The organism is Phycisphaerae bacterium, assembly GCA_035384605.1.
Taxonomy (GTDB): Bacteria; Planctomycetota; Phycisphaerae; order UBA1845; family PWPN01; genus JAUCQB01.
Genome location: DAOOIV010000025.1, coordinates 26,488 through 51,251, shown reverse-complemented (window position 1 = coordinate 51,251; position 24,764 = coordinate 26,488). Strand labels below are relative to the sequence as shown.

The following is a 24,764-nucleotide window of genomic DNA, read 5'->3' as shown; positions in this document are numbered from 1 at the left end:
CGGGCCGAGCGAGCGAGGGTGCGGCCCGGAAAGGATTCCGGGCCGAGCGAGCGAGAGTGCGGCCCGGAAAGGATTCCGGGCCGAGCGGGTCGGTGGGTTCGTTTGGTCGGAGAGAGTTCTTGGGGTGTTGGCTCTTGGCTTCGGCCGGAGGGGGCTGGTCTTCAGGTTTCAAAGAGCGGGCAAGGGAGCTTCCAGCAATCAGCAATCAGCTCTCAGTCGTCAGCTAGACAAGGGGGGGAACATGAGGGGTGCTCCGGAAAGGGCGGTTGGAGCGGAGCGGCGGCGGGGCTTTGGGCTCTGGGCTGTAAGCTCGCGGCTCTTGGCGGGGCCGGGGGTGTGGGGCCTGTGACAGAAGCGGCGGCACTCCTGGCGGCTGACCCGGTTGTCGCGAACGCAAGCCGAAAGCAGACCGCTTCAGCGGTCTTTCCCGAAGGGCAAACAGGCCGGCCGTTTTACGACTGGTTCACGGTCGGCCAATTCCTCCCTCACGGTGTCACCCCATCGAGCCTGTTTTAACGGGCCTGTCCTTGTCGAGTAAGCCCGTTGAAACGGGCTGAGACCATAGGAAGAACAACCGCGGGCGACCACAACCGGTCATACAACGGTCGGCCTATCAGCCCGCCTTGGGCGGGAAGACCCCCTCAAGAGGGTTGATTGCCCAACCTGGACCGGTCGGCATGCCCGCCCAGACGGTCGCGCACTGCAGGCGGAGCAGAGATCTCTTACAATCTGGCGCATTGCTCGGAGGTGCGCGAGCGTGACAAGACGCGAGGAACATCAAACCAAGCATCGGCGGGTGGTCGAGTACATGGAATCCCATGCCCTCGATGCAGTGGTGCTGGCTCAACGACCGAACTTTGCCTGGTACACCGCCGGGGGGCTCAACCATGTGGGAACGGCCGACAGCACCGGCATCGCCGCGCTGTTGATCACCAGGGAGCGGACCATCTGTCTCACCAACAATATCGAAGCCCCGCGACTGGCCGACGAGGAACTGGCCGATTTGGACATCGAGGTCAAAGCGGCATCCTGGTTTGATGAGGAGGCCCTGAAGCGACTTTGGTTGGCGGAGGTCGGTGGACTTCGGACAGCCTGCGACGTGCCATTTCCTGCCTTGCCGGGCGGGGTGTGCTGTCTGGACACAGACTTCGCGACGCTTCGATGGGTCATGACGGAGGGTGAAATCCGACGCTACCGCATCCTTGCCCGGGACGTGGCGGAGTGCCTTGAGGTTGCCTGCGGCCAAGCCGAGCCTGGCATGACGGAATTTGGTTTGGCCGCCCGAATAGCCCAGACGGCCCTCGCCAAGGGCATTCGCACTCCAGTCCTGCTCGTGGCGGCCGATGATCGCATAAGGCATTATCGGCATCCCATTCCGACCGGTCGGGTTTTTGAACGGTACGGTATGGGTGTCCTGGGTGGTGAACGGCACGGTCTGACTGTCTCAGTAACCCGCCTTTTCAGCTTTGGCCCCATTGACCCGGAACTTCGTCGCAAACATGAAGCAGTCTGCCGAATCGATGCGGCCATGATGGCTGCCACCCGTCCGGGCAAGGCCATGGGCGAGGTGTTGGCTGTTGCTCAGGAAGTCTATGCCCAGCAAGGCTTTACCGACGAATGGACCTTTCACCACCAGGGTGGGCTCACCGGTTACCTCGGGCGCGAAATCCGCGTTGCTCCTGGCTGCCTGATTGCCATTCAGGGGCACCAGGTTTTCGCGTGGAATCCCTCGATTGCGGGGACCAAGAGTGAGGATACCCTTCTGGTCGGTCCAGGGCGGAATGAGATTCTTTCTCTGACGGGGGGGTGGCCCACGATGCCGTTTGCCGTTCAAGGTCAACAGTACTGTCGCTGCTGTGTCCGGGAACTGTGAGTATTCCCGTTCAAAAACGGGAAGGTATGACCGGCGGCACAGAACCGACCTTCAAGCGCGTTTAAGTATTTACTTATCAATTACTTAAGATCTTGCTGACGAGCTATCTCCTACCGCTCAACTTGAGCTTGTTTGGCAATTGGGGACTGCGAGAACGGGTCTTGTCCGCCCCATCGAAAACTCACAGGATTTGGTCAGCCGGTTGCTGGGCGTCCCAAGGACTCCAACGGCCTTGACAAAACCACTCAACTATCATAAAGCTACCGACCGATTGGTACTTTTTGTGGGAGGCGCGCCCATGAACAATACGAACACAGCTCCGGTTCAATCGCGCGGCGAGGCGACGCGAACCGACATTCTTCAGGTCGCCCGCCAGTTGTTCAGCAAGCATGGCTACCACAGGACTGGTATCGCCGACATTCAGGAGGCGACGGGCCTGACCAAAGGTGCGTTCTATCATCATTTCCATTCAAAGGAGGATCTGGCGCTGGCTGTGTTGGAGCGGACCCGCCAGGAATACGCGGAACAACTCTTTGCCCCGGCCATGAAGCAACACACGGCTGCGGAGCGTCTCGAGGCCCTGCTCGACCAAGCGGCCGAGTTGAACAACCGGCCCGAGTGGTGCAACTGTCAGATGTTGGCCACCCTGACGGCCGAGCTGACCCCCGCCGACGGCCGTCTTCGAGAGGCGGTTCAGGACATCTACGACGACCTTCAGGATCGCTGCCGCAAGCTGCTGCGTGAAGCCCGCGATGCCGGCCACACCAGCGACCAGGTCGATCCGGACACAGGGGCCCAGTGGATCGCCAACACGTTGACGGGGTTGAGTCTGGCGAAGAAACTGGGAATCGCCCGCGTGCCGGCGACCAACCTGATTGACGCGATGAAACGCACTCTGATCAAACGCTCAGGCAGGGTGAAGGGACAGGCCTCGGGAAACGGTGAGTCATCCAAGTCACAACCGCGCACGATACCTGGGGGGAGGAGCGACGCATGAACGGCACGGCGGTCTTGAAGGCCCAACTTGACATGAGTCGCCAGTGGCTGATGGCCCTGCTCGCGGACGTCGAGGGGGCGGAAGTCACCGCACCCACGCCTAACGGCGGCAATCATCCCTTGTGGGCTTTGGGCCACATCATCCACTCCGAGGCCGGAATCGTCAACGGTTTTGTCCTCGGTCGGCCAAGCCCCCTGGCCCGGTGGGACAGACTCTTCGGTAAGGGCAGCCGGCCGGTTAACGATATCAGCGTCTATCCTTCTCTGACTGAGCTGCGGGCGGAGTTTGACAGGGTTCGCGGTGAGACCCTCAACGTGCTCTCCGAGATGTCTGAATCGGATCTTGACAGGCCGAGCAAGGCTCCCACGCACCTGTCTTCCCTGTTCGGAACGATCGGCCAGTGTTTCGCGATCATCGGCCTCCATGCTTGTTTCCATGCCGGCCAGATTGCCGATGCACGCCGCGCCGCGGGAAAGAAACCCGTGTTCGATTCTCAGAACTGAACCGGCCTTGTGCTCGCCTGCGCCAGGGCCGTCCTGGTTTCTCACACTGCTGCTGCTATTACGTCTCCACCGCCTGCACATTCCTGGTCAACCGCTGTATGACGCCTGCCTTGGTGACGAAGAAGAACGGCACATTCAGACTGGTCGACGTCGATGCCGTGAACCTTGGCCTTCGGCCGACTATTGGCACGCCTGGGCCGGCATGCACATGTTGTAGCCGCCGGCCGAACAGCAGATGCTCGGAAACTCGCAATCCAGATCGTTATCGCACAGCAAATCGCAGAACGTCGCAATCTGGCACGTTTGCTCGCCGCCGATCGGCCCACAGCATGTCAACCCCGGCGTCGTGCAATCCGAGTCGAAAGTGCAGGCGGCGCCCATTGTTCCTGGCTTTGCCTTGCATGCGACTCCGGATCCGTCGTTGCTACTGCTCCCGTTGCAGCCGCTCAAGAACTCCACCTGCTCGGGTGTGAGGACAAAAGAAAACCCGCCGGAGCAGGTCATTTCCATCCGCCCCGACTCGCTGACACTGACGGTGTACGAGGAGCCCGATGCGGTCGTGATCGTGGTTTCGCTGTCATTGCCGGTGATCGTCCCGCATAATGGGTTACCCTTGGCCGTCGGCCCGTAGACTCTTGTGACAGGTCCTTGAAAGATGGAGAACTCCGACTCCATCTTGGAGCCGTTCTCGAACTCAAGGACAAAGCCGGCACCAAAGGGGTTGAAAGGATCGATCTCGTAGAAGCATGCGCCTTGCGGCGCATAGCACGCATAGAAGTCGCCCAAGCCACTGGCACAGGTGTTCCAGAACGGGTTGTCGGCGATGCTGGCTACCACGCAGGCAGCCTCGTCGATCGGGCCGGGGTCGACGTCTTCGGTGGTGATCACCGGTACCTGGGTGCAGTTCGCGGAGCAGTCGGCCGGATATCCCCCTGCGGCCAGCCCCGAGCCGCTGTGGATGGAGCGCGTCGTCACGCAATAGGAGTCATTCCGCATGGCCGACGGGCAACTGTCCGAGATCGGTGTCCATACCTCGATTCGCATGTCGGTATTACGCTCGACGTACATGCAGAAGTAGCCGTACATATCCGTGTAGTCTGAGGAGATTCTGCCGGCCGACTCCGGGATCGCCTGGACGAAGGCACCGGCCACCGGATTACCTTGCGCATCCTTGACCAGGCCCCAGATACAGGTCGGCACGATGGGCCGATCGATGTTGCACGGCGACAGATGGCCAATGGTGGCGATGTAGCTGTCGGTTTGAGGATCGTAAATGGCGTCACCATGTTCGGATTGGACCCAGAGACTCGTGGCCGCATCGAAGATCCACACCTCCGACGTGTCGGGCTTGTCTCCCTTACTGGGAGCCGGCACCTGCACCGTGATGGTCTGTCCTTGGGCGATCTGCAGCGGCTGACCGTTTTGCGTGACGGTGATGTCCAGGACCCCGTAGGTGACCAGGGGCAGTGTTTCACCGGTCAGCGTCAGACCCCGCAGCTCGCCGGGATAGGCAGCCAACTCCGCAGCCGTCGCGGGATCAAAGGGCGTGAGGCGGACATCGACGTTGCCTGTAACCGGCCGGCCCGAAGCGTTCACGAACGCACCGGGGGGGACTGTGATCGACGCGTTTCGCGCACCCGTGACCACCCCGCCGTCGGAGGCGTTGAGACTCTGCGGCTCGGCCATCGGCATCAGCGTGACAGGCAAGTAGGAACTGCCCGTCTCGTTGACGTCGACGCGAACGCCGGCGGTCACGTACCCTTCGCAGGAGATAACGACAATGTGTTCCTGTCCGACAGGCAGGTCGAGATAGAACATGCCCTCATTGTCCGTCGTAGTGGTAACGCCACCGCAGGCAACATAGGCGTTGGCGATGCGCCGGCCCGCCACGTCTTTGACGGATCCAATGACGTTGGCCTGCCCGTTGGGCAGCGGGCCGCCATTTCCATCATTCGATGGGCAACCGGCCAGAAGACATACGATACCAACTGCCCAGCATTCCCGGACAAGAAGAGATCTCTTTGGGAGCCGGATGACGTTCTTCACGTGTGTCATGGCAAGTCCTCCTTCTGCGATGGCTGGGAGATGACATGCGGCCTGGGACTCCGATTTGCCCGTTCAGCCCGGGGATGCGACGTCGATGAACTCTATTGAACCAACCGTATGTTCTCTGACGTCCTTGCCCGGCCGCGCCCCTTGGCCGCATTCTAATTATACATCACCTGCGACGGCGCCAAAGCTGTTTTCAGTCTTTCTCCGGGTTCAGGAAATGAGGCTTCCGTCCACGCGTGCGAAGAGGGTTTTCGGTCTCCACGGCCGTTGTGGGCACCTTCAAGCCGGGTGTGTTGTTGCAGGCTGCATTCAACCCGTCGATCAGCCCGCCGCACCGGCATGGCATGAACCCGAAAACATCATTGGAGGCTTACTTGGCCGGAGCGGCCGCCGTGAGAAAGAGCATCTTCGTCGGCTGAGCAACGGCAAGAAGCTACTGCGCTTCAAAGAGCAACAACTCGGAGGACATCATGGCCTCCAAGCGGACAGGCAACCCGTCTCGAACCCATTCCATGCCGTCTCGTATTGCCGTTTCCCCCGTGCTATCAAAGGTCGCGCGATAAGTCTTGCCGCGGTCCAACCCGCGGGGTTTGAATAGATAGGTGTCTGTGTCGCTGGTTCCGATCCGAACGATGGTAGCCCATCCTTTGCCGCGGTCCGGAGCCGTGTATTCCATCGCAAACCAGCCGCTTGAGGTGACTCCCCCCGTCGCAGAGACCGGGGCATGGTGATACATCCTGCAAACCGGCAGGATCGGCCGGATGAACGTCTTGTAGAGATTCACGTAATGTGCATAGCGCTCGCGCTGGCGAGGACTGAGTTCACCCAGGCTCGGGGCAACGCCCAGAAGAAGCCAGGGCGTCGAGAGAGTGAAGACGTTCCGCAAATAAGTATCCATGTGGCCGCTGCCATTGACTCCGTGGGCCCCCTCGGCCAGGCCGATGACGAAGACTTCCGGCGGCAGGGCCAGAGACTGACCACTGTAGTTCTGCAGGACCTTGGGCATGGTCAGGCCGTCGGTGAGGTAGTGTTCATGGAACCTGCCCATGGTCCCCAGGTCGTTTCGAGCGCCCCCGGCGGCGCATTGCTGGAGGATCAGGTTGGGGTACTTGGCGCGGATCCGCTCGAAGAGACCGTAGAAGGCTTCATAGTAACGCCAGTAGTTGTCCTCCGTGAAGCCGTGACGTGTCGCGGAAGGTCCTTCACTCGTGGGCAGGGGGTTGTAGTCAAGCCTGTAGAGATCGAGCTTGTATTGGTCAATGAGCCGAGCGAGTTCGGATTCCACGTAAGCGGCGACCTCCGGTTTGGTGAGATCCAGGATGGCGCGGGGTCCTACCCAGTCAGGGTGCTCCCGGGCCACCTTGCTGGTGCCGATATCGTTGCCCACGTTCCATGCATTGACGCGTTCGATCTCGACATACAGGCCGAAGAGCAGGCCCTTCTTGTGAGCGTAATCCACGATGGGCTCGAGACCGTGCGGAAAGCGAGCAGGCGAGGGAACCCAGTCTCCGGGATTGTCCCACCATCCGGCATCGACGATGAAGACGTCCGCCCCGATGGCCGCTGCCAAATCGATGTTGGCCAGTATGTTGCTTTCGTTCATGCCGGCCGTATCCCCGAACTCGTTGGCCAAGTAACCCTGGTCGCCTGTTGCCGAATACTGTACCAGGCAAGCCCGCTCTCGTGGGTAGGCAGGCAGGACGGAGCGGCGCAGGTGATCGTGCACGGCTTGCACGGCGCTGTCGAGGTCGCCTTCGATGTGGCCCAGATGCACCGCCGGCGTCTGAACGGTTTCATCCTGACCGAGGATTCGCTGGGCACACCCTGCCGACGGCCCGATGCCGAAGTGCAGTGCGCCGTCTTGCTCGCACCGGAAAGTCATATGCCAGTTGGCGGACCATGCCAGATGGCCGACGAAGTATTCACCCCTGGCTTCGTTGCGGACGATGAAAAACGGAGCGTCAAAAGCCTGCCCCAGAAGGCTTTGGATCACTGTGTCTCCTGCGGGCAACGGCTTCCACTCAAGCCAGCCTTCGAAACCTTGGTCCTGCCGGGTGAAGTAACCCAACGTATAGTCGTGCTCGATTCCGTGGGGTGGCAGCAGACGGGCATTTGTCTGCGCCCAGAGCCTGCCCGCCCAAGGCGAAACCGTCATCAGTGCAAGCGGTTTCCTGCCGTTATTCGTTATCTCCAGCCAGCGGGTCAGGACAGGGGTCCCGTCGAGCATAGTGTGTACTCTTACCGTGACGGGAGGGGCTTCGCGCGAAAGCTCAACGACGAAGTGGCGCCGGCTCGGGTTGGTTCCCTGTGCTTCGGTCGCCGAGACCCATCTCCAACCCTTGGAGAGCGGGATCAGCGGCGCATCCGGAGCGGGGTCGTCCCTGACCTGAAGTTCAAACGCGTCTTCGGCCCATCGCTGGTACGGGAGATTGATCCGGCCGCTTGGAGTCCAATACCGGCCGACCCATCGATCTTCGACCAGCCCCTCCACGTAAATCGTCGTTCCGGAGGTGTAGCGTACCTCGTGGTCAGGTGCCGGTTTCACGTTGACGTCGATGAACCCTTGTGCGGCCAGCCTGGAATCCACCAGACCCATAGCCGCGACCGCGACAATACCCGCGCGCATCAGCATTGACATTGCCCCCTAGCGAGTGACTTACGCACCTGCGGTTTCACCACCATTTTCTCGAAGGCCGGTTTGGCCGAATTGCCCGGGCCGTCCGGGCGATGGTCGAGCTTGGCGACGCCAATTACTGCAGTAATGTACTGGTGGCATGCCCGTTTATGAAGACGGCGTTGGTAGAGCACAGGGGGTGCGTGATCCGGTTGGTACGGAAACAGCCCTGCCGGGGCTTGTGTCCCGACCATCGTGTCGCATTCCGCCTGAAATCGTTGGCGATGACGAGGGTCGTGACTACGTGGTCTTCGTGAGGCAAGAACGAGCGTGGCGGTGCGGTCTGACCATTCAAAAGAAATCTGGGAATTGACCTTGTATGTTCAAGCTTGGGCCGAGAAGCGCGCAGCGGCTCTGCCCTTCCGGACTCGGCTGAATAGTCGCATCCGAATAGCGGTCCGGCCAGCCCTGGGGGGCCGCCGGTCTCACCCAATGCGCCGTTGGCGGATCAGAACCAACCCGCACAGACCCAGTAGAGTCAGCGCCGCCGGTTCGGGAGTGATGATCACGTTATCGAGATAGAAGTTGACGGGATTCTCCGCTGCCGAATTGCTGCCCGTCCAGAACTGGAACCAAGTATCGCCAGGCTGCCAGCCCATTTGGGCAAAGGTCAGTTCGAAGTGCCAGGTTCGCAAGTCGGACTGGCCCACGTTCTGCCAGGCGTCAATGAGTTTGTCGATCTGTGTCCAGCCCTGAGTGCCGTCGCTGTTGCCGACAGCATTGAACTGATACCACACGCCGCTGGCGGGCGGGAAACTGGTGCCGTCGACCATGACGTCGAACGCGATCTTGGCCGTACCGCTGTTTGCCAGCGCTTGCATCGCAAGCTGTTGATTGGCGCTTCCACCACCGGGTCCCCAGGAGAACTCCTTGGTCATTTGCATCTGCCAGCCGCCGACCGTATGGGTCTGCATCACAGTCGGCGTGTTTCCCCAGCCGGCAGGGGCATTTGCCTGCCAGGACACGTTCTGGAAACCCTCAGCATCGCTGTTGAAGGTGTATACAAGGTCAGCATGAGCCGAAGCGCTGACCATGAACAGAAGGGCCATTCCAATAAAGATCGGTTTCATCTTGTTCTCCTCCAACAAGAAGGTGTGTGGAAAATGACCTCTCTCTCCCCGCTTGCCGGTCATCGTGCGTCGCACTGTTTTCGGCAGCGGAAATCCTCCGAAATGCGTGTCAGGTAGTCTACCGCATCAGTGCCCGGCCGGTCAAGCACAATCTTTTCCGAGACCGGCGGATTCGGTCGGCTCCGGCAGCAACTCTAAATCGTTACCAGGGGCTTGGTTATGGCCGTTCGGCTAATCGTTTCTGCTCGTCATTTCACAGGACGGGCTCGCCGGCTTGACCGCGTTCTCCGGTCCTCGTTGCTCAGTCAGCCCATTTCACCACCGCCAAACTGCGCGGAGCAAGCAAGAGCCTCATTCCATCGCCGCGGACGGCGATCTCCGCGGACTGTGGCGGGATCGACAGCTCCAGTCTGGGAGCCTTCATGCCTGCCACTGTCAGAAGGACCTCGGCGGGGCGATCATTGAAACTCTCGACGGCTGCGACGTTACCTTCGAACAAGTACAAAGCGACTCGCGTGGGGCATTGAACCTGGACTCCGAACGGAGCAGTCATGCGGTCTCGGATCCGCTGCAGCGTTTCGGCCGGCATGTCCATGAGTTTCCACGGGTCGTTCGGGACGTCCAGGATGCTGATCTCGGGCACGGCCCAGTCAACCGAGCCCGCCAGCTTCTCGGCCAGTTGCCTGGTCAGGAGAAGCGGCTTGTGCGCCGCGACCATTGTCGCAATCTTGGACGCAAGACCCGCGTCCGCCGAGGCTTGGAGAGGAAGAAACATCGCAGCAGCGTCGGCGCGGATCTCGACGGCCGGTACGAGCGGTAAACCCAGCAAGCCGATGTAATCGTAGATGTAACGGTTACTGCCTCCGGGGCTGTCGGGCGGCTTTGGGGCGGCAATACCTCGCGGCGTCTTGCCCCGCAGGAGGGCCGCGAGTTCGAAAAGCTGCGGGAACTCGCGGCGGAACGCCTGAACATTGGCTTGCCCCTCCGGACTTTGCAGTGAACCGTAGCAAAACAAGAGGACTTCTCGCGCCCCGGCCAGGACCGTCTGCCGCCCTTGCTCGAGATACACAGCCGGGATGGTGCCGTATGGGTCGAACCATCCACCGCCGCATTTGTCGCCGCCGAGGGTGGCAAGCCAGCGCATGATGAAGTAGGCCTCATACTGCGACTTACGGCCCCACTTCTCGTTGTCGGGGTCGCGGGTCTCGGTGCCGACCCAGATCTTGTCAAACATGCGGGTTTGCCGCAGTACGTCGTAACCTTTTTCGTGGAACTCGTCATACCATTGCGGGTATTTGATGATGAGGCTGACGGCGGGATTGACCCTGCGGGCCGGTTCGAGAATGCGTTGTCGTGAGACGTCAACCATCAGGTCGCAGCGAAAGCGGTCCCACGACCGGTCGCCACGGGCGCGAACACAGTCCTCACATTCGCATCGGGTGGCCAGGAAATCGTCGATCATGATCTCATCGAAGAGTCCCGCAGCGTATTCGAAGATCTGCGTGAGTTTGTCAAGGCCGGCCTGTTCGGTAAAGCAGGGAAACATCCAGCCATTCACGCTCTTACGTCCGATGCCAGTGGTGGTCACGCACCCGCTGACCAGAAATCCCTGTTGCCGGAACCGTTGTTTCGCGGCAAGCAGGGCCGCGCGCTCCGCGGTATATCCGTCGCGGAAGGTTTCCAAGTAGACATGCGTGATTCCGGTTTGCCGGCACCAGGCGATGGCTTTCTCCATGCCGGCGGCATCCGACAGATGCCTTTGGACATCACGTGCAGTGAAGAGCGTAGATATCCGCAGGGTGCCTGCGTGCTGGTCCGCAAGGCTCCAGAGATCCGGTTCATCGCTTGCGGGACGGGTTGTGGTCGCCTGAGGCTCGTCCCCGGCCGCAAGTCCGGCCCACAGGCAAATAACCAGTAAGACGGCATTCCGGATTACATCTCGGCTACGAAAAGCTGAAACCCAAGACATGAGATTACCTCCCGATGGGGCTACCGAAAGGACGGGGTCCTGATCGCGGCTCGCGACCGGCGGGTATGATTCGCCGTGGCAGGGGCGACTCAGCCCGGATACGAGTTGCGTATCCTCCGCGGCGCCGGATCTGCCGGGCCTGTCAGGATGTTCGTCCGCCGGCGCCGGACTGTCAAGCGAAACCACGGCAGGCTTTGCCCGGGGAAAACGAATCACCGGAGAGGTGCTGCAGACCGGCTCGCTTGGGGACGATCCCAAACGATGGCTTGCGCCCCGCTGAAAGGACAGGGCCGTAAAGTCCCTTCCAAGTCCCAAGAGAGAACAGCTTCAGCCCGCGTGACCGGGAAAGTCGAAAAGAGGGTGGGCGCAACCGGAAGGCTTCGGTACGATAGCAGAGTGCAGCTCGGTGGACGGCCGGGCAAGATCGAATGGCGAATGCCGGGCTGGAAACCTTTCCTGCGGACTTGAGTTCGATATGCGCCTGCTCAGCATCATCCTGGCCAGTCTGGCGGCGATCATCGCGGTGACGGTGTGGCTGCAGCGGGAAGCCACGATGAGCGCCGGGCCATCGCCATTTCCACCGAAACTGCTCCATGTCGTTGGTCCGGGCAACACGTTGGCGTCGATTGCCCGGCAGGCCAACAACCCCTTGGTATTCAGCTACGATTCGCAGACACGAACCGCGGTCAGCCGTGCCACGCTGATCATCGAAGGCGAGTTGCAGCTCGGCAAGCCCGGCGATCCGGCATCGGGGGAGTGCCTCGAGATGGCTACCCAGGTGTGCGGCGACCTGCGAATCGAGGTTCGCGCCGGCGGCGTCCTGCGGCTCGACCACTCCACCCTTCGGACGGTCAGTCAGGTGTTGAGTAACACCGCCTGCTCGCGAGGTTACGCATTGTTCGTCGATGGCTCGTTGCTGATGGATCACGCTCGGATCAGCTACCTCTCGGGCAGTACCAGCCAATGTCTTCGCCAGTCGGCTCAAGCCGTCATCCGAGACTCCTCTTTCGCTTACTGCGACGGTAGCGCCCTCAGTTGCGTCAACGTCGACGGCGGCCGGATCATCATCGAGCGAAGCGAACTGTTGTGCAGCGGGAACTACGCCCTGATCGTCCAGGGATCAGGTGGGGCGCCTTTGGTGCTGAGAGACACGGTATTTGACTCACAATTGGGTGACGTTCTTTTGACCGGGGAATCAGCCCAGGTCGTGCTGATAGACTGCGTCTTCGATCCTGCCAAGATCGTGTTCAATCGCGAAAGCGGAGAGCTGACGGTCCAGTGGACCAGGCGATTCAAGGTGATTGAGGCCGACGGCCGACAAGCTGTAGCCGATGCGGTGCTACGAGCCAAACCAAGGAATGGCAGTGGCGACCTTACGGTGGTGGAAGCCAGGACCGATGGTGCAGGCGTTGCGTCGCTGACGCTGACTGATCGTGTCATCCTGCCGGGAGCGCAGGGGCGAAACACCAGCCCACAGGTAAGATATGACGTGACGGTCGTCGGCCCCGGAGGCAGGGGTATGGCGAGGCTGGAAGATCTTGCCGTACGAGGCAAAGAAATCAAAGGATCGGAGCCGATCACGCTTGAATTAAGGTGAGCCATGCTCGGTTGTGGCGTGTCCGCAATCAATGTTCTTCGCATTTCCCGGCCCGGCCGTGACCCCGAGGGGAAAAGCTTGTTGATCAAAGATCGCATGCGGGTTGTCGAGCGGCCTTGGACCTGCGATTCTGATCAGGCTCCCGACAGTCTGCGGTCGGCGGTGGACGCCGAAAGCCGCTGGTTGCCTGCTGCCGGCAGTTTCGGAGACGGCAATGTCCGATGAGAGATCGGGTCCAGTGGTGCCGTCAGTCATTTCGGTCGGCCGTCCGCGGTCCAATTGGATTCCTCTGCCGCGACAGCGAATCATCTCCATGCTGGTCGGCGCCGCAATCCTCGCCCTAGTGCACTTGCTGGTCGGTTCTGCATGGGCCCGTATCACCGGGAGCGCGGACCAGCCTGGCGGATCGCTCAGGCCGCAGATCAATCTCGCCCTGTTTGTGGCCAATCTGGTTGTTCTCGGGTCCGTCCTGCTGAGCCACCGGTCGCTGAACTGGCCGCGCGTGATCGCGTATGCGGTCGGCTATGCCGTTATCGTGTGGCTTCTCTGGCCCCTGATGCGGATCATGCCGGAAAACGCTTTGTTGCTCGTGCTTTCTCTGGTTGCCTACGCAGGCTTGCTCGGTCATCCCTGGCTGGTGGGGTACCTGTATCTCTTCCTGCTATCGCAGCGGTTTATGCCCGCCTACCTGTATTCGGCGTTCCTGCTTGCCGCCCTGTTCTACACGACCCTCCCGCCGGCGGTCCGGGCGTGGCATCACGGGCGGGAGCGGTTCGTTCCCTTGTGTCATTTGGCGGGCATGATGTTTCTGCTGCTTCTCTTGCTGCCGATCATCTATTTCTGCACCCTGACTTCCGCTCAGGACATTCACGCCCGGCTGAAAGAAGCAGATGTCCTCTCCGCCCTGGCAGTAAGCCTCAGAACCTCGGCGATCGCCGCTGCGGTGGTCATGCTGTTCGGTGTGCCGCTGGCTTATGCGATGGTTCGGCGCTGCTTTCCGGGGCGTGCGCTGATCGATAGTCTGATCGATCTGCCGATCGTTCTGCCGCCCCCGATTGCGGGCATCACCCTGCTGTTTTTCTTAGGCCCCAAAACGCCGCTGGGCCGGTTTCTTGATCAGCATTTCGGCCTGCAGTTCTTCGACAGTGAGTGGGGCATCATCGCGGCTCAGGTCTTCGTTGGTTCGCCTTTCCTGATCCGCGCCAGCATGGTTGCTTTTGAGGCGGTGGACGTTCGTTACGAGAAGGTGGCTCGGACGTTGGGGGCCTCAACGGCTTCGGCCTTCTTGCGGGTGACCTTGCCGATGTCCGTTCGTGGTATCCTGATCGGTACCATCCTGACGTGGTTCAGGGCCATGGCGGAGTTCGGTTCGCTGAGGGTTCTGGCCAACCGGCCGCGAACGATTCCCGTGCTGGCTTACGAAAGGTTCATTGAATTCCGCCAATCGGAATCGCAGTCGGTTGCCGTGCTGGTATTGCTGTTATCGCTGGGGGTCATCGTGGGAATGTGGATCATTCGGGCCATGCCGCGTCTGCTCGGCAGGGCGATAGGAGCTGCCAATGCTGCGCGTTGAAGGGCTCCGTCGAAAGGCCGGCGATTTCCGTCTATGCGTGGACCGCTGGGAGGTTCCGGCGGGGACGTACCTGGTACTCGTGGGGCCAAGCGGAGCCGGCAAGACGATGCTGCTGGAGACAATCGCGGGGCTGGAGCAGCCGTCGGAAGGCCGAATCTGGATCGGTGATCGCCTGGTTACCGATCTGCCGTCGGAGTCGCGCGGGATCGGGTTCGTATACCAGGATTGTTGTTTGTTTCCGCACATGAGCGTGCGTCAGAACATCGACTTTGCCCGCCGTTATCATCGCGGCGGGGATCGGCAAGACGGACCGGCCACGACCGAACTGGCGGAGATGCTGGGAATCGGCGGCTTACTGGATCGCCGACCGGACAGTCTGAGCGGCGGCGAGCGGCAACGCGTGGCTCTCGCTCGGGCCCTCAGTATTCGCCCCAAGCTCATGTTTCTCGATGAGCCGCTGGGGATGTTGGATCCGGTCTCGCGGGAAACCGTTGCCACGGAGTTGCGCAATTGCCACCGGCGATTCGGGACAACCACCATCCACGTCACGCACGATCATGCCGAAGCCCGGAGCCTTGGCGATGAAGTGGCCGTGATGCTTGCCGGTCTGCTGGTTCAGTCCGGCCCGGCCGAAGAGGTCTTTCGGAAACCCCACACGACGGCCTTGGCCCGGTTTCTCGGCTGCGAGAATCTGTTCGAATGTCAGGTTGTTCGGGACGCGCGTGCGGGACAGGTTGAACTGTCGCTGGGCGGGCAAGTACTGAGGTTTTCCTCGGCCATCAGCGGACGAGCGATCGCTTGTGTGCGATCAGAAGAGGTTCGGGTCCAGCCCTGGGCAGGTGCGATGCCTCAGACCGCTTCGTGCGCAATCTTACCCGGTACGCTGATCGAATCGTCGTTACGTGGTCCCCTGATCCGCATGGTGGTGGAGACCGACGGCATGCGATGGGTCAGCCTCGCCGGGCGTGCGCTGAGCGATGCGGAGCGGTGCCGCGTGGGGATGAAAGTCGCCGTCCTTGTCGATGCCAAGGCCGTGCATCTGATTCCGGCGGAGACGTGACGATGGCACTGCTTGGATTCATTTTCAAGATCTTTCACGAACCGTTGGTCCCGGTGGCGGGGACGGTGGACCTGGCCCCGTTTCTGGTCATGGTATCCCTGCTGAGCGTCGGGGCCGTCTTCATGCGGCTGCGGCCTGCCTGGCGACGCCAGTGGTTGCGGCGGATCGTCCAGTCCGTGGGCTTGTTGGCTTTCGTATTCGGGCTGCATCCGTGTGCCTGCATGGTTCGCGACCTGTTGCGAGGCGGCGCCTGGATCAACTACAACAACGTCTGGGCGTTTCAGTCGATGATGCTAGTCGTGCCGGTGCTTGCGTTTGGAATGGCATGGGGAAGGGCATTCTGCGGATGGGTCTGCCCAATCGGCTTTGTTCAGGAGCTGGTGGGCAAGTTAGGCGAGCCCCTCTGCCGCGAAGGGAGTTCCAGAGGCGTACTATGGGTACGCTTTGTCATGGCGTGCTCGCTCCTGCTCGGAACCCTGGCTGCATACGCTTTCATTCGACCGCACAACGAGCCGCTGCTGCAGGGCATTCCGGCCGCATATCTGATGGTCCTTTCGATCCTGATCACCTTCAGTGTGGCGGATCGTCAATGGGAGGTCGGCCTGCGGAGGGTGCGTTATGCGTCGCTTGCCTTCTTCGTGGGGGGAACCATCCTGAGCATTCACATGCAGGCCGCTTTCTGCGTGCTTTTCACCAATGATCGCCAGTACACCATGTTATTGCTATTGGCGGGTGTCCTGGCCGCAGCGGTTATCCTTTCGTCGGCCTGGTGCCGATTCTTGTGCCCGGAGGGGGCTTTGCTCAGCCTGGTGACGCGCGTGAGCGGTTGGCGGGTGCGGTTGGAGCCAAGCCGCTGCACGAAGTGCAACGCCTGCCGGCAGGTCTGCCCGACGGACGCGATCGAGGCGGGTCATGTGGATGACTCTGCCTGCCTGGCCTGCTGTCGCTGTATCGACGCGTGCCCGTCCGGGGCGCTCGACGTCGAAGAAGCGGCGAGCGATCAGAGGTCTTCCCCGGAGCCCGTGGAACCCGCCAAGGCAGCTCGAGCATGATCAAACGACATCGATTCACGTTGGCCTGCTGCCTGTTGCTTTCTTCGGCCTCCTGTCGGCAGAAGGCAGTCCCCGTCGAGAAACCGCTCCTGGCCGAGGAATTGCCGCAGTTCGACCAGCCCCTGTTGTATGCGGCGTGGAATCAGGAGGGAAGCTGGCCTCAGTTCTGCCATGACCCCCTTCACAGCGGGCGATCAGACGTCGATCTGGGTTCGGCGGAGATGGAACTCGCGTGGCGATTTCGGCCGACAACCCGGGCATGGACGTATCAGCCGGGCTTTGCGGTCTGGTCATCTCCTGCGTCGGGGACGATCGCGGGTCGGCCTCTGGTGGTTTTGGGTTCCCAGGATCGAAACGTCTATGCGGTGGATGCCCGTACCGGCGAGAAGGCGTGGGAGTTTCGCCCTGGTGCGCCCGTGTTTGCGGCGCCTGCACTGGGAGTCGTCGGCGGACGGGCGATGGTGTTCGCTGCCTCACTCAACCGATCGATCTACGGACTGGATGCCGTCGACGGCAGCCGTATCTGGCAGTGTGAAACAGCGTCGTGGTCATTCACCGCCGCCCGAAGCGTGATGGCCTCGCCGACGGTTGTTGTGGACAATCGTGGTGAGGTTCTCTTGCTCGCGGGCGTATGGAACGCAGATCGCTCTGCGACGCAGAACGTGCAATCAGGTGAGTGCCTGGCCATTTCGGCCGCCAACGGCGAGGTCAAATGGCGTCGGCGGCTCGGGAGCGTGCCGGTCAGTTCACCTGCATTCGCCAGAGTACATGGTGTGGAAACGGTTTTTGTCGCCTGCGGAGATGGGACGGTCCATGCGCTCGCTCTGGCGGACGGTGCCGTTTTGTGGACGGCGGTGCTGAATGAGGAATCCCATTCATCTCCTTCCATCGGGCTGGTCGAAGGGTTGGCCCAGGTTTGCATCGGCAGTCGGCTCAACAGCGTGTTCGGTTTGAGTGCCTCATCGGGTGCCAGAAGATGGCGGGCTGAGACGGGCTATTGGGTTGATGCCACCCCGGCATGGCTGAAAGAGCCGAGCGATGGCGGTCCCCGGGCGGCGGTCGTGGCCGGTTCATATGACCGAAGTGTCTACAAATGGGACGCGCATGACGGAACGTTACAGTGGCAGGTCCTCACTGGGAATTACGCCTATTCAAGTTGTGCATTGGCGAGAATAGGGCAAACACCCGTCGTTCTGGCGATGTCATGGGACGAACACCTCTACTTGTTCGAAGCCGGCAGGGGACAGATGCTCTGGCGGTATCAGGGCGGCCCCCTTCTATGGTCACACGCGTACATGGGGGACTCACTCTGGGCCTCGCCTGCGGTGATAAAGGCCGAAGGCCGACCGATGTTATTGTTTCCCGCTTTCGATGGCGTGCTCTACGCCTTTCGGCCGATTCAACCCACAGCGGCGTCAAGATCTGCCGACCCGAGACACTGAGCGCCCGACAGCGGTTCAGGAAAACGATAAGCATAGGCAATATTTGCAGGCGGCCCAGCAATTTCCCAAGTCTTACTAGGGACTTGCCTGATACAACTCCAGGGGTTAGACTAATAGTGCATGGTCGAGAGTCGTATCCGCGATGCGGCGTGTTGTTGAATGAGAGTTCTTCGCGAGTGTCTCGAGCTGCGCCGGCAGTTCGATGTGGAGTCGCGGTTGCAGATCCGGTCAATTGAAGAGGGAACACTCATGTACGTCCATTGCATTCCCGGCAGATCGAAAAAGGCTTTCACGTTGATCGAGGTCTTGGTCGTCGTCGCCATCATGGCTTTGCTCATGTCGATACTGCTGCCCAGCCTGCGCAACGCTCGGGCGCTGAGCAGGGCGGTGGTTTGCAGTACGCAGTTGAAGCAGATCTTCAACGCCACCGTGATGTACTCGCAAACCAACGACGATCGGCTGCCGTACTTCGGCTGGTACGAGGCCGCGCAGTCTGGTCGCCATTGGTGGATCACGCAGCTTGCCAAGAATCTCGGAAACGAATACGCGATCTACAAGTGCGCGATAGATGAAGATCCTGCCAGGATGGCGGTCGTCCGCGAGAAAGGTGTCTTGTACATGTCGCAGGGCAACGAGCCCAACAGATTCAGCATGGACATTACCTATCGCAGCGCGTGCGACACGCTGGAGCATTACAAGTTGCGGGACGGGACCACGGGATACCGCGCCCGGAAGATCACGTCGTACAAGCGACCTTACTGGTCCATCCTGATGGTTGAGGCCAACAGCAAGAGGGACGAGTCGACCAGCGAGTGTTTTCGCTTCAAGGACGACCTCCAGTACATTGCCGACCCGGTGTATATCCGAAACTATCCTTTCCTGAAGGGGTTTCAGAGGCACCTGGGCAAGTCGAACCTGATGTTCGCTGACGGACATGTCGAGCGACTTACTCCCAAGCAGATCGCCGCCGCGGCGATCAAGCAGGAGCATTATCTGGATTAAGGAGCTCACGCAGGCATCGAGGTGTGTGCTGCGGGATGCGAAAACACCCTTTTCCGGTGTGTGTCGGCAGGGAGGTGTGACCGTGAGAGAGTTCATTTCCGCGCTGTGGCAAAACGTGGCGACATCCTTCCGGGATGGCAAGGGGCCGGCCCGCTGGGTCGTCATGGGCACGGGCGGAGCCGTCGTCGTGCTCTTCCTGGGGTGGCTGATCTTCGCGAAATCTGCGGAGGATTTCCTTGACGTTCCGGACTTGAGCGAGGCCCAGATTCGAAGAATCGCGACCGAGCTCTTGTTGAGTGAGAATCCGATCATCCGTGAACGCGCCGCCGCGAAGCTTACAAGCGCCGGCAGCAAGAGTGTGCCGGTGCTCGACCAAGTGGTTCTTGAATTGGATGACCTTCGGCTTTCCGAGGCCGCTTTGTGCGTGCTGCTCAGCGTGGATCGGAACGCGGCCGCGAAGACGATCGAGAGCCTGATGGCCAACGCGGATGTCGAGGTTCGACGAATGGCGGTTCGATCCGCGGGCACCTGCGACGACCCGAAGATGGCGGCCATCCTGTCCAAGGCCCTGCGCGATGCCGACAGCGGCGTCCGGCTGGCCGCAGCCAACGGCATGGCGCGGCAGAAGAGCCGCACCGGGGTTGCGGATCTTGAGAGAATGCTCAATGACCAGAGCCCGACGGTGCGGAGGCATGCCGCCAGGGCTCTCCAGAACCTGACCGGAAGAGACTACAGTCAGCGAGCACGCGCTCCCCAATAGACGGTTGCTTGGGTTGGCGAGGAAACCGCCGAACTGCGGAAGCCGGGGCCGGCTCTCGCAAGACCGGAATCGGCAGGGTTCCCCTGTGTGTGAGCGAGTTTCGGCGGGCCGGCGCGACGGCCGGATGGTCGCGTTCCCCCTTCCTTTGCCGGGTCTGATTTCCTGGGCCGTAGGCCGTCCCGGGATCGTCGCGATGATGCCGGAGCAAGCGGTTCTCAGTCCGCGACCTTCGGTATTCCCGAAACAGGCGGGGACGACAGCCAGGGAGCATAATCGACTGCTCCCCACTCGCCGTTGACCGTCTGATCCTGGATGACTGCTTTGACGCCCTTTTCATCAGCCGTTCCCCACCAGTTTCCCCCAGCCTGTATTCCGCCCGGTCCTTCGTTTCGCAGGGCGGCCGTGCCGTTCTTCTCGAAGGCATTATTCTTGAAGACGGCCGGTTGAGCGTTTTGCAGCAAGACCCCCAGTCGACGGTTTCCGGCGAACGAATTGAGAGTCACCTCCGGATCGCAGTCCAGGCGAAGCACCAGGCCGTGTTCCTCATTGCCGTCCATGCGATTGGACGTGATTCGGCCGGAGCAGCGTCCCTCGGCCACGAAGCCGCTGTGTTTGTTGCCCACGAATGCGCAACTCGCTACGGAAAGCTGAGATTTGTCTTTTACGAGCATGCCGTGCTTGCCGTTTTCTTTGCATGCCGTCGCCGTGACGATGGGACTGGCCTCGTCGATGGCTTCAATGCCGTTGACAAGATTGCTCTGAAGCCGGCACTCGCTGATGACGGGTGAGCAGCGATTCCGAAGAAAGATACCGTTGCGTCCGCAGGCGTTGATGCTTGTGCGGTGTATCCGCGTCTCTTTGCCTGTGCCCTGGAGCAGCAGGCCATGACTGGTCGCGGCGGTGATTTGGCATTCGTCCATCACGAGTACGGATGAGCTTTCGGCCTCGACCCCGACGCGCCGGGCCTGTTCAATCTTGCAGGCTCGCATGGCGAGGCGACCGCCCTTGCCGACCTTGACGCTCACCCGGCCGCAGCGGTCGAACACGCAATCGCTGAGCTCTGCGGCTCCGCCCATGGTTTCCAGGGCGGTCTCCGCGCCAGCCATTCGGCAGTGACTGAAGCGACAGGTGCTTCCGGCTTCGGCAGGCTGATACCGGATCCCGAACCACCAGTCGCGATCCGGATCACCATCCAAGGGTTCCATGATGATTGGCCTCTCGGACGTGCCCGTTGCCTCGATGCGACCTTTGACAACGATGCCGCCACGAACGCCGAAGTGGATTCTGACGCCGGGTTCCATTCGCAGGGTGGCCCCCTCGGCCACCGCAAGCAAATCCGTCACCACGTAAGGGCGAGAGGCCGTGAGCGTGGTCTCGCCGGCACCGATCTTGTCAAGCAGAACGGCATTCTCGGCCGTCATCTTCCCGACGCGTTCGGCCTGAGCGGCCTGGTGCTTGTCCGTCAGGGATTTCACCTGCTTTTCGGCCCAGCTACGCTGGGTGTCCTCCGAACCAGGGTAATCCAGAATGATACGGTCCAGAGTGACTCGCGTCAGACCGATCTGCCCGAAACGCTGGTGTGCCGCGGCTTTGGCGACGAGCGCTTCCTCACAGATCCTCGGCCAGATGTCCGTGTGCGTCCGGACCAGTTCATCCAGGATCCGAATGGCAACCTCGCCCTGGCCGTCCAGACTGAAGACTTCGGCCTTTGCCATCTGCGCGTTGGGCAGATCTTCTGGAAGCGGACACTCGGCGATGATCCGATCCAGGCGTTTGAGAGCATCGGGAATCTGCTTGAGGTTCGCCATGGCCAGCGCGGCTTGGATGTCGGCGTCCCACCTGTATGAGGCGTTGGTGGATTCGCGGATAACCTCCTCAAACACGGCAAGGGCCTCGGCGTGTCGTCCCTCGCCGGCCAGCTCCTTGCCCTTGCAGAGCTTCTGATAGATTGCCACCTCAGGCACCGTTGTGCCTCCTGGCTGGTCTGCAATCGGTTTTTCGGATCTGACGCCGGAACGTTGCCAGACAACAAAGCCGGCACCAAGCAGCAGAATGACGATGACGCCGATGATGAATTGGTTTCTATTTCCACCTGGTTTCGAAGACATGCCTTGGTACCTCCCAGTGACCCGGTGTCCGATCGGGTGCTATACGATAACGCGCGTGCCTCGATACCGCTATGATTCGGGCCGACAGGATCGGTGACGAGTCTTCGTTCGTGAGAGGACCATCGAGTTGTTCGCTCGCGGCTGATGTGCGATTTGTGCGTATGTTTTTGGGTCACAGGGCGCTTGGGTTGCGGCCGAAAGCCGCCTTGGAACCTCTCGGGATTCTGAAAGAGCCGCCTGGACCGTCACGGCCCCCTTTTCAACAATGCCTTCGCGAACCGTTGACATGCTTTCCGCCTTCAGGTAACCTATCATCAACGTGCGCACCTGCCCAACAGGCTCGCACGCTCAGGTCAATACAAGGGCGGCTGCAATTCTGATTCGCCGGAGGTCGAGGCACCGGGCCACTACACCAGTCATCAACATGACATCCTGGCTTCAACGTGCTTGGGTTGCGGCTGGTGTTTGAGGTGGTGATTCTGATGATCTCACAGGTGGTCGCGGCAGGGTTAGCTGTCAGCGCGCCTGTTTCCATGTTACGGACGTTTTCCTGAGGCTGTCTGCTGAGATCATCGAAGTATAGCCCGGGTAGCACGTCGGTCCGTGAAAGGAGGAGTACGATGCGCAAGCAGTTTACATGTTGTGCGGGTCTGGTTTTGGTGTGCGTTTGGGCCTCAGCGGCTTACGCCCAGACGATCGGTGATTGGGAAGGCGTGATGGACGGGTGGGCCATTGCTCCGACAGCTCCGCCGGGCACCACGGTCGCGTTCAGTACGACGGGGGTTACACGGAATGCTTCGTCCCTCAAGGTAACCGTACCGGCAGGCGGGTGGCAGCGGGCTGTGTACATATCGCTCAATACCCAGGAGTTGCGGGACGCCTTCTTCAGCAACTATGAGTTCGCCGTCGACGTGACTCGCATAGCGGCCGAATGGGCCGGCACGGAAACCTGGACCAACGGGGTCCAATTGATCATCAACGCGGGATCCAATTCGGGAACTGCCTGGGGTATCTACACCGATCTTGGCTGGAGGGCCTCGTGGAACTTCGCCAACGGCAACAACACCACCACGGCATCATGGGATTATCGCCACGTTCTCCCGACCATCAATCGGAACAACCTCGAATGGCTGGAACTGATTTTCGTCACGAACTACAGTGATACAGCCTATACCCAGACCGGTTCCTACTATCTGGATGATGCGCATTTCTTCCCGGGACTCCCGCTGCTCGGCGACTGGGAACAGCGCAGGGACGGTTGGTATTTCTGGGAACCCCCTCAGGTCACCCATGACTACGACGCGGTTGGGGCCACGCTGCACGATTACAGCTTCAAACTCACCGGCACGCAAGCCGGCTGGAGAAACGGTCCTGTTCTCGACATGGCCGCCAGTGCCGCACGAATCGACGCCTTCCTGGCCAATGACGTTTTCTCGGTGGACCTGACCCGGCTGGCAAGCGAGTGGACGCCGGATCCCGCCGTACAATGGCCCGGTTGCACGATTCATTTCATCGTCAACGCGGGTTTCGATGATGGCACCGCCAGTATTTGGGGCGACTGTGGCGGAGCCGGTAACTGGGACAGCCGAAACGGCGACTGGACAACCACACTGAGCTGGAACTACTCGGCGTACAAACAGACCATCAGCGACCATCGGACGGCAATTTCGTGGTTCCAGCTTGTCATGTGCTTGAACAATTGGGGTTACACCGCCGGTTTTGTTTACCATCTCGACAATGCCCGGTTAAGCCCGCCGCCGCCTCAACCGCAGGGCTTCTACACCATCAACAACTTTGACACGGCCGACGAGGTGGTTGACCCGACGACCCAGGCGGCCATCTGGTTCCAACAGAACCCCGAGACCGGGCCGCCTACCACCTTGGAGTGGGATCCGACGGTGGACGCCGACAACAGCCCCACGTCGGGTTCTCTGAAGGTGACCGTCGCTTGGGACCCCAACAGCCCGCCCGCGGAATGGCAGACGCTGGTTGCCCGTGACGTCTTCCCGGGCGGCGAGAACATCCCTTCGGGCGCGGACCTCAGTGCTTATAGTTATTTCCGCGCGAAGGTGAAAGTCGACCCGAGCTCACCAATGGACGTGTGGGGCGCGTTCGGGTGGAGCAACTGGGTATTCCGGAGCATAGGCTGGTCGTGGGATCAATGGGCCGGTTCCGGAGCCAACCTGGACACCGACGGTCCCCTTGTCGACGCGAACGGCTGGATGAGTTTCAACGTGTTCATGTCGGGCGACCCCGCGCCGGTGCCGCCTCGGGACCTGTTCCGAGCGCTCACGTACCAGCTTGGCGGCAGCGGCGAACGGGACGGTACACCATGGACCCTCGACGGCACGACCATTTTCTGGATCGACAGCATCAGCGTCGGGCGGTTCCAACCATGCCACGACCAGTACCATTGCGAGATCTGTAACAACAGGGTGGACGACAACGATGACGGATTGGTCGACTGTCTCGACTCGGATTGCCCCGGTACGACCGTCTGGTGTCCCCTGGAGACCGTCTGTGACGACGGCTTCGACGGTGAAGATCTCGATGGGCTGGTCGACTGCGCCGATCCCGACTGTGCCGCAGACCCCAACTGCACGCACAACGATCCGTTCGCGGACATGGACAATGACGGCGACGTGGACCACAACGACTTCGGTCTCGTGCAGGTGTGCTTGTCCGCCGCACCTGTGCCTCGCGGTTGTGGTTTTCTCGATCGGGACGCCGATCAGGACGTCGATGGCCAAGACCTCCTGGCATTCGAGGCCTGTGCAAGTGGACCGGGGATCCCGGCCGACAAGGCCTGCGACGACGAACGGTAGCCCTTGGGACGCTCGGTGAGCGAGTTGCGTACGCCACGTATGCGCCAGAGTCGCGGGGTGTAGTCCGAGCCAGTGCCGGCATCGGAGACCTGTCGGCGAAGCTTCAAGAACCGGCAAGTCTCTTCGGCTGCGGCGGGCTTTGGATGCGCTTTCGGCATGTCGGACGGCCATCGGGAGGCAGGATAAGGGGATCTGAGGAGTATGAAG

17 protein-coding genes are annotated in these 24,764 nt (G+C 60.9%); 12 read left to right on the top strand and 5 right to left on the bottom strand.

Annotated elements, in window-relative coordinates:
* Positions 1 to 757 precede the first annotated feature (757 nt).
* The 3 genes from PLL20_08160 to PLL20_08150 all read left to right on the top strand — a co-directional run bounded on the left by PLL20_08160 (position 758) and on the right by PLL20_08150 (position 3,373).
* Positions 758 to 1,873, top strand: coding sequence for a M24 family metallopeptidase (locus tag PLL20_08160; protein ID HPD29952.1), 1,116 nt, complete (start codon positions 758 to 760; stop codon positions 1,871 to 1,873).
* A gap of 298 nt (positions 1,874 to 2,171) precedes the next feature.
* A complete protein-coding gene (locus PLL20_08155) occupies positions 2,172 to 2,870 on the top strand; it encodes a TetR/AcrR family transcriptional regulator (protein HPD29951.1) in 699 nt (232 codons plus the stop codon).
* Positions 2,867 to 3,373 carry a DinB family protein gene (locus PLL20_08150; protein HPD29950.1) on the top strand — a complete coding sequence of 169 codons (507 nt, stop codon included), beginning with the start codon at positions 2,867 to 2,869 and terminating at the stop codon, positions 3,371 to 3,373. Before PLL20_08155 ends, PLL20_08150 begins: the two co-directional genes overlap by 4 nt.
* 180 nt (positions 3,374 to 3,553) lie before the next feature.
* Here PLL20_08150 and PLL20_08145 read toward each other — a convergent pair whose 3' ends face one another.
* Positions 3,554 to 5,428, bottom strand: coding sequence for a carboxypeptidase-like regulatory domain-containing protein (locus PLL20_08145; protein HPD29949.1), 1,875 nt, complete (start codon positions 5,426 to 5,428; stop codon positions 3,554 to 3,556).
* A gap of 233 nt (positions 5,429 to 5,661) precedes the next feature.
* On the opposite strand from PLL20_08145, the gene PLL20_08140 reads away from it, so the two are divergent.
* Positions 5,662 to 5,844 carry a hypothetical protein gene (locus PLL20_08140; protein HPD29948.1) on the top strand — a complete coding sequence of 61 codons (183 nt, stop codon included), beginning with the start codon at positions 5,662 to 5,664 and terminating at the stop codon, positions 5,842 to 5,844.
* A 14-nt stretch (positions 5,845 to 5,858) separates the two neighbouring features.
* Here PLL20_08140 and PLL20_08135 read toward each other — a convergent pair whose 3' ends face one another.
* The 3 genes from PLL20_08135 to PLL20_08125 all read right to left on the bottom strand — a co-directional run bounded on the left by PLL20_08135 (position 5,859) and on the right by PLL20_08125 (position 10,904).
* Positions 5,859 to 8,057, bottom strand: a complete 2,199-nt coding sequence (locus tag PLL20_08135; GenBank protein ID HPD29947.1) for an alpha-galactosidase — start codon at positions 8,055 to 8,057, stop codon at positions 5,859 to 5,861.
* Positions 8,058 to 8,524: 467 nt separating this feature from the next.
* On the bottom strand, positions 8,525 to 9,169 hold the full coding sequence (locus PLL20_08130; protein HPD29946.1) for a hypothetical protein: 645 nt from the start codon (positions 9,167 to 9,169) through the stop codon (positions 8,525 to 8,527).
* Between the two features lie 301 nt (positions 9,170 to 9,470).
* Complete coding sequence (locus PLL20_08125) at positions 9,471 to 10,904, bottom strand: hypothetical protein (protein ID HPD29945.1); 1,434 nt, start codon at positions 10,902 to 10,904, stop codon at positions 9,471 to 9,473.
* A gap of 709 nt (positions 10,905 to 11,613) precedes the next feature.
* On the opposite strand from PLL20_08125, the gene PLL20_08120 reads away from it, so the two are divergent.
* The 7 genes from PLL20_08120 (at position 11,614) to PLL20_08090 (ending at position 19,624) form a co-directional block, all read left to right on the top strand.
* Positions 11,614 to 12,735, top strand: coding sequence for a hypothetical protein (locus PLL20_08120; protein ID HPD29944.1), 1,122 nt, complete (start codon positions 11,614 to 11,616; stop codon positions 12,733 to 12,735).
* 214 nt (positions 12,736 to 12,949) lie between these two features.
* Positions 12,950 to 14,308: an ABC transporter permease gene (locus PLL20_08115; protein ID HPD29943.1), complete on the top strand. Its 1,359-nt coding sequence runs from the start codon at positions 12,950 to 12,952 to the stop codon at positions 14,306 to 14,308.
* Entirely contained in the window at positions 14,295 to 15,368 is a 1,074-nt protein-coding gene (locus PLL20_08110) for an ABC transporter ATP-binding protein (protein HPD29942.1), read from the top strand. The genes PLL20_08115 and PLL20_08110 overlap by 14 nt, the downstream gene beginning before the upstream one ends.
* Before the next feature lie 2 nt (positions 15,369 to 15,370).
* On the top strand, positions 15,371 to 16,420 hold the full coding sequence (locus PLL20_08105) for a 4Fe-4S binding protein (GenBank protein ID HPD29941.1): 1,050 nt from the start codon (positions 15,371 to 15,373) through the stop codon (positions 16,418 to 16,420).
* Positions 16,417 to 17,862, top strand: a complete 1,446-nt coding sequence (locus PLL20_08100) for a PQQ-binding-like beta-propeller repeat protein (protein ID HPD29940.1) — start codon at positions 16,417 to 16,419, stop codon at positions 17,860 to 17,862. The genes PLL20_08105 and PLL20_08100 overlap by 4 nt, the downstream gene beginning before the upstream one ends.
* A gap of 159 nt (positions 17,863 to 18,021) precedes the next feature.
* Positions 18,022 to 18,864 (top strand): prepilin-type N-terminal cleavage/methylation domain-containing protein, encoded by an 843-nt coding sequence (locus tag PLL20_08095; protein HPD29939.1) that lies wholly within the window; start codon positions 18,022 to 18,024, stop codon positions 18,862 to 18,864.
* Positions 18,865 to 18,946: 82 nt separating this feature from the next.
* On the top strand, positions 18,947 to 19,624 hold the full coding sequence (locus PLL20_08090; GenBank protein ID HPD29938.1) for a HEAT repeat domain-containing protein: 678 nt from the start codon (positions 18,947 to 18,949) through the stop codon (positions 19,622 to 19,624).
* A gap of 215 nt (positions 19,625 to 19,839) precedes the next feature.
* Here the strand turns inward: PLL20_08090 and PLL20_08085 are convergent, their stop codons facing one another.
* Positions 19,840 to 21,588, bottom strand: coding sequence for a right-handed parallel beta-helix repeat-containing protein (locus PLL20_08085; protein ID HPD29937.1), 1,749 nt, complete (start codon positions 21,586 to 21,588; stop codon positions 19,840 to 19,842).
* A gap of 764 nt (positions 21,589 to 22,352) precedes the next feature.
* On the opposite strand from PLL20_08085, the gene PLL20_08080 reads away from it, so the two are divergent.
* Positions 22,353 to 24,557 carry a hypothetical protein gene (locus tag PLL20_08080; GenBank protein HPD29936.1) on the top strand — a complete coding sequence of 735 codons (2,205 nt, stop codon included), beginning with the start codon at positions 22,353 to 22,355 and terminating at the stop codon, positions 24,555 to 24,557.
* The last annotated feature ends 207 nt before the right edge of the window (positions 24,558 to 24,764 follow it).

Coding starts and splice junctions, on each gene's coding strand:
- PLL20_08155 (HPD29951.1), top strand. CDS start 2,172: ATGAACAATACGAACACAGCTCCGGTTCAATCGCGCGGCGAGGCGACG.
- PLL20_08080 (HPD29936.1), top strand. CDS start 22,353: ATGCGCAAGCAGTTTACATGTTGTGCGGGTCTGGTTTTGGTGTGCGTT.
- PLL20_08100 (HPD29940.1), top strand. CDS start 16,417: ATGATCAAACGACATCGATTCACGTTGGCCTGCTGCCTGTTGCTTTCT.
- PLL20_08110 (HPD29942.1), top strand. CDS start 14,295: ATGCTGCGCGTTGAAGGGCTCCGTCGAAAGGCCGGCGATTTCCGTCTA.
- PLL20_08150 (HPD29950.1), top strand. CDS start 2,867: ATGAACGGCACGGCGGTCTTGAAGGCCCAACTTGACATGAGTCGCCAG.
- PLL20_08145 (HPD29949.1), bottom strand. CDS start 5,428: ATGACACACGTGAAGAACGTCATCCGGCTCCCAAAGAGATCTCTTCTT.
- PLL20_08105 (HPD29941.1), top strand. CDS start 15,371: ATGGCACTGCTTGGATTCATTTTCAAGATCTTTCACGAACCGTTGGTC.
- PLL20_08095 (HPD29939.1), top strand. CDS start 18,022: ATGAGAGTTCTTCGCGAGTGTCTCGAGCTGCGCCGGCAGTTCGATGTG.
- PLL20_08125 (HPD29945.1), bottom strand. CDS start 10,904: ATGGAGAAAGCCATCGCCTGGTGCCGGCAAACCGGAATCACGCATGTC.
- PLL20_08120 (HPD29944.1), top strand. CDS start 11,614: ATGCGCCTGCTCAGCATCATCCTGGCCAGTCTGGCGGCGATCATCGCG.
- PLL20_08130 (HPD29946.1), bottom strand. CDS start 9,169: ATGAAACCGATCTTTATTGGAATGGCCCTTCTGTTCATGGTCAGCGCT.
- PLL20_08115 (HPD29943.1), top strand. CDS start 12,950: ATGTCCGATGAGAGATCGGGTCCAGTGGTGCCGTCAGTCATTTCGGTC.
- PLL20_08135 (HPD29947.1), bottom strand. CDS start 8,057: ATGCTGATGCGCGCGGGTATTGTCGCGGTCGCGGCTATGGGTCTGGTG.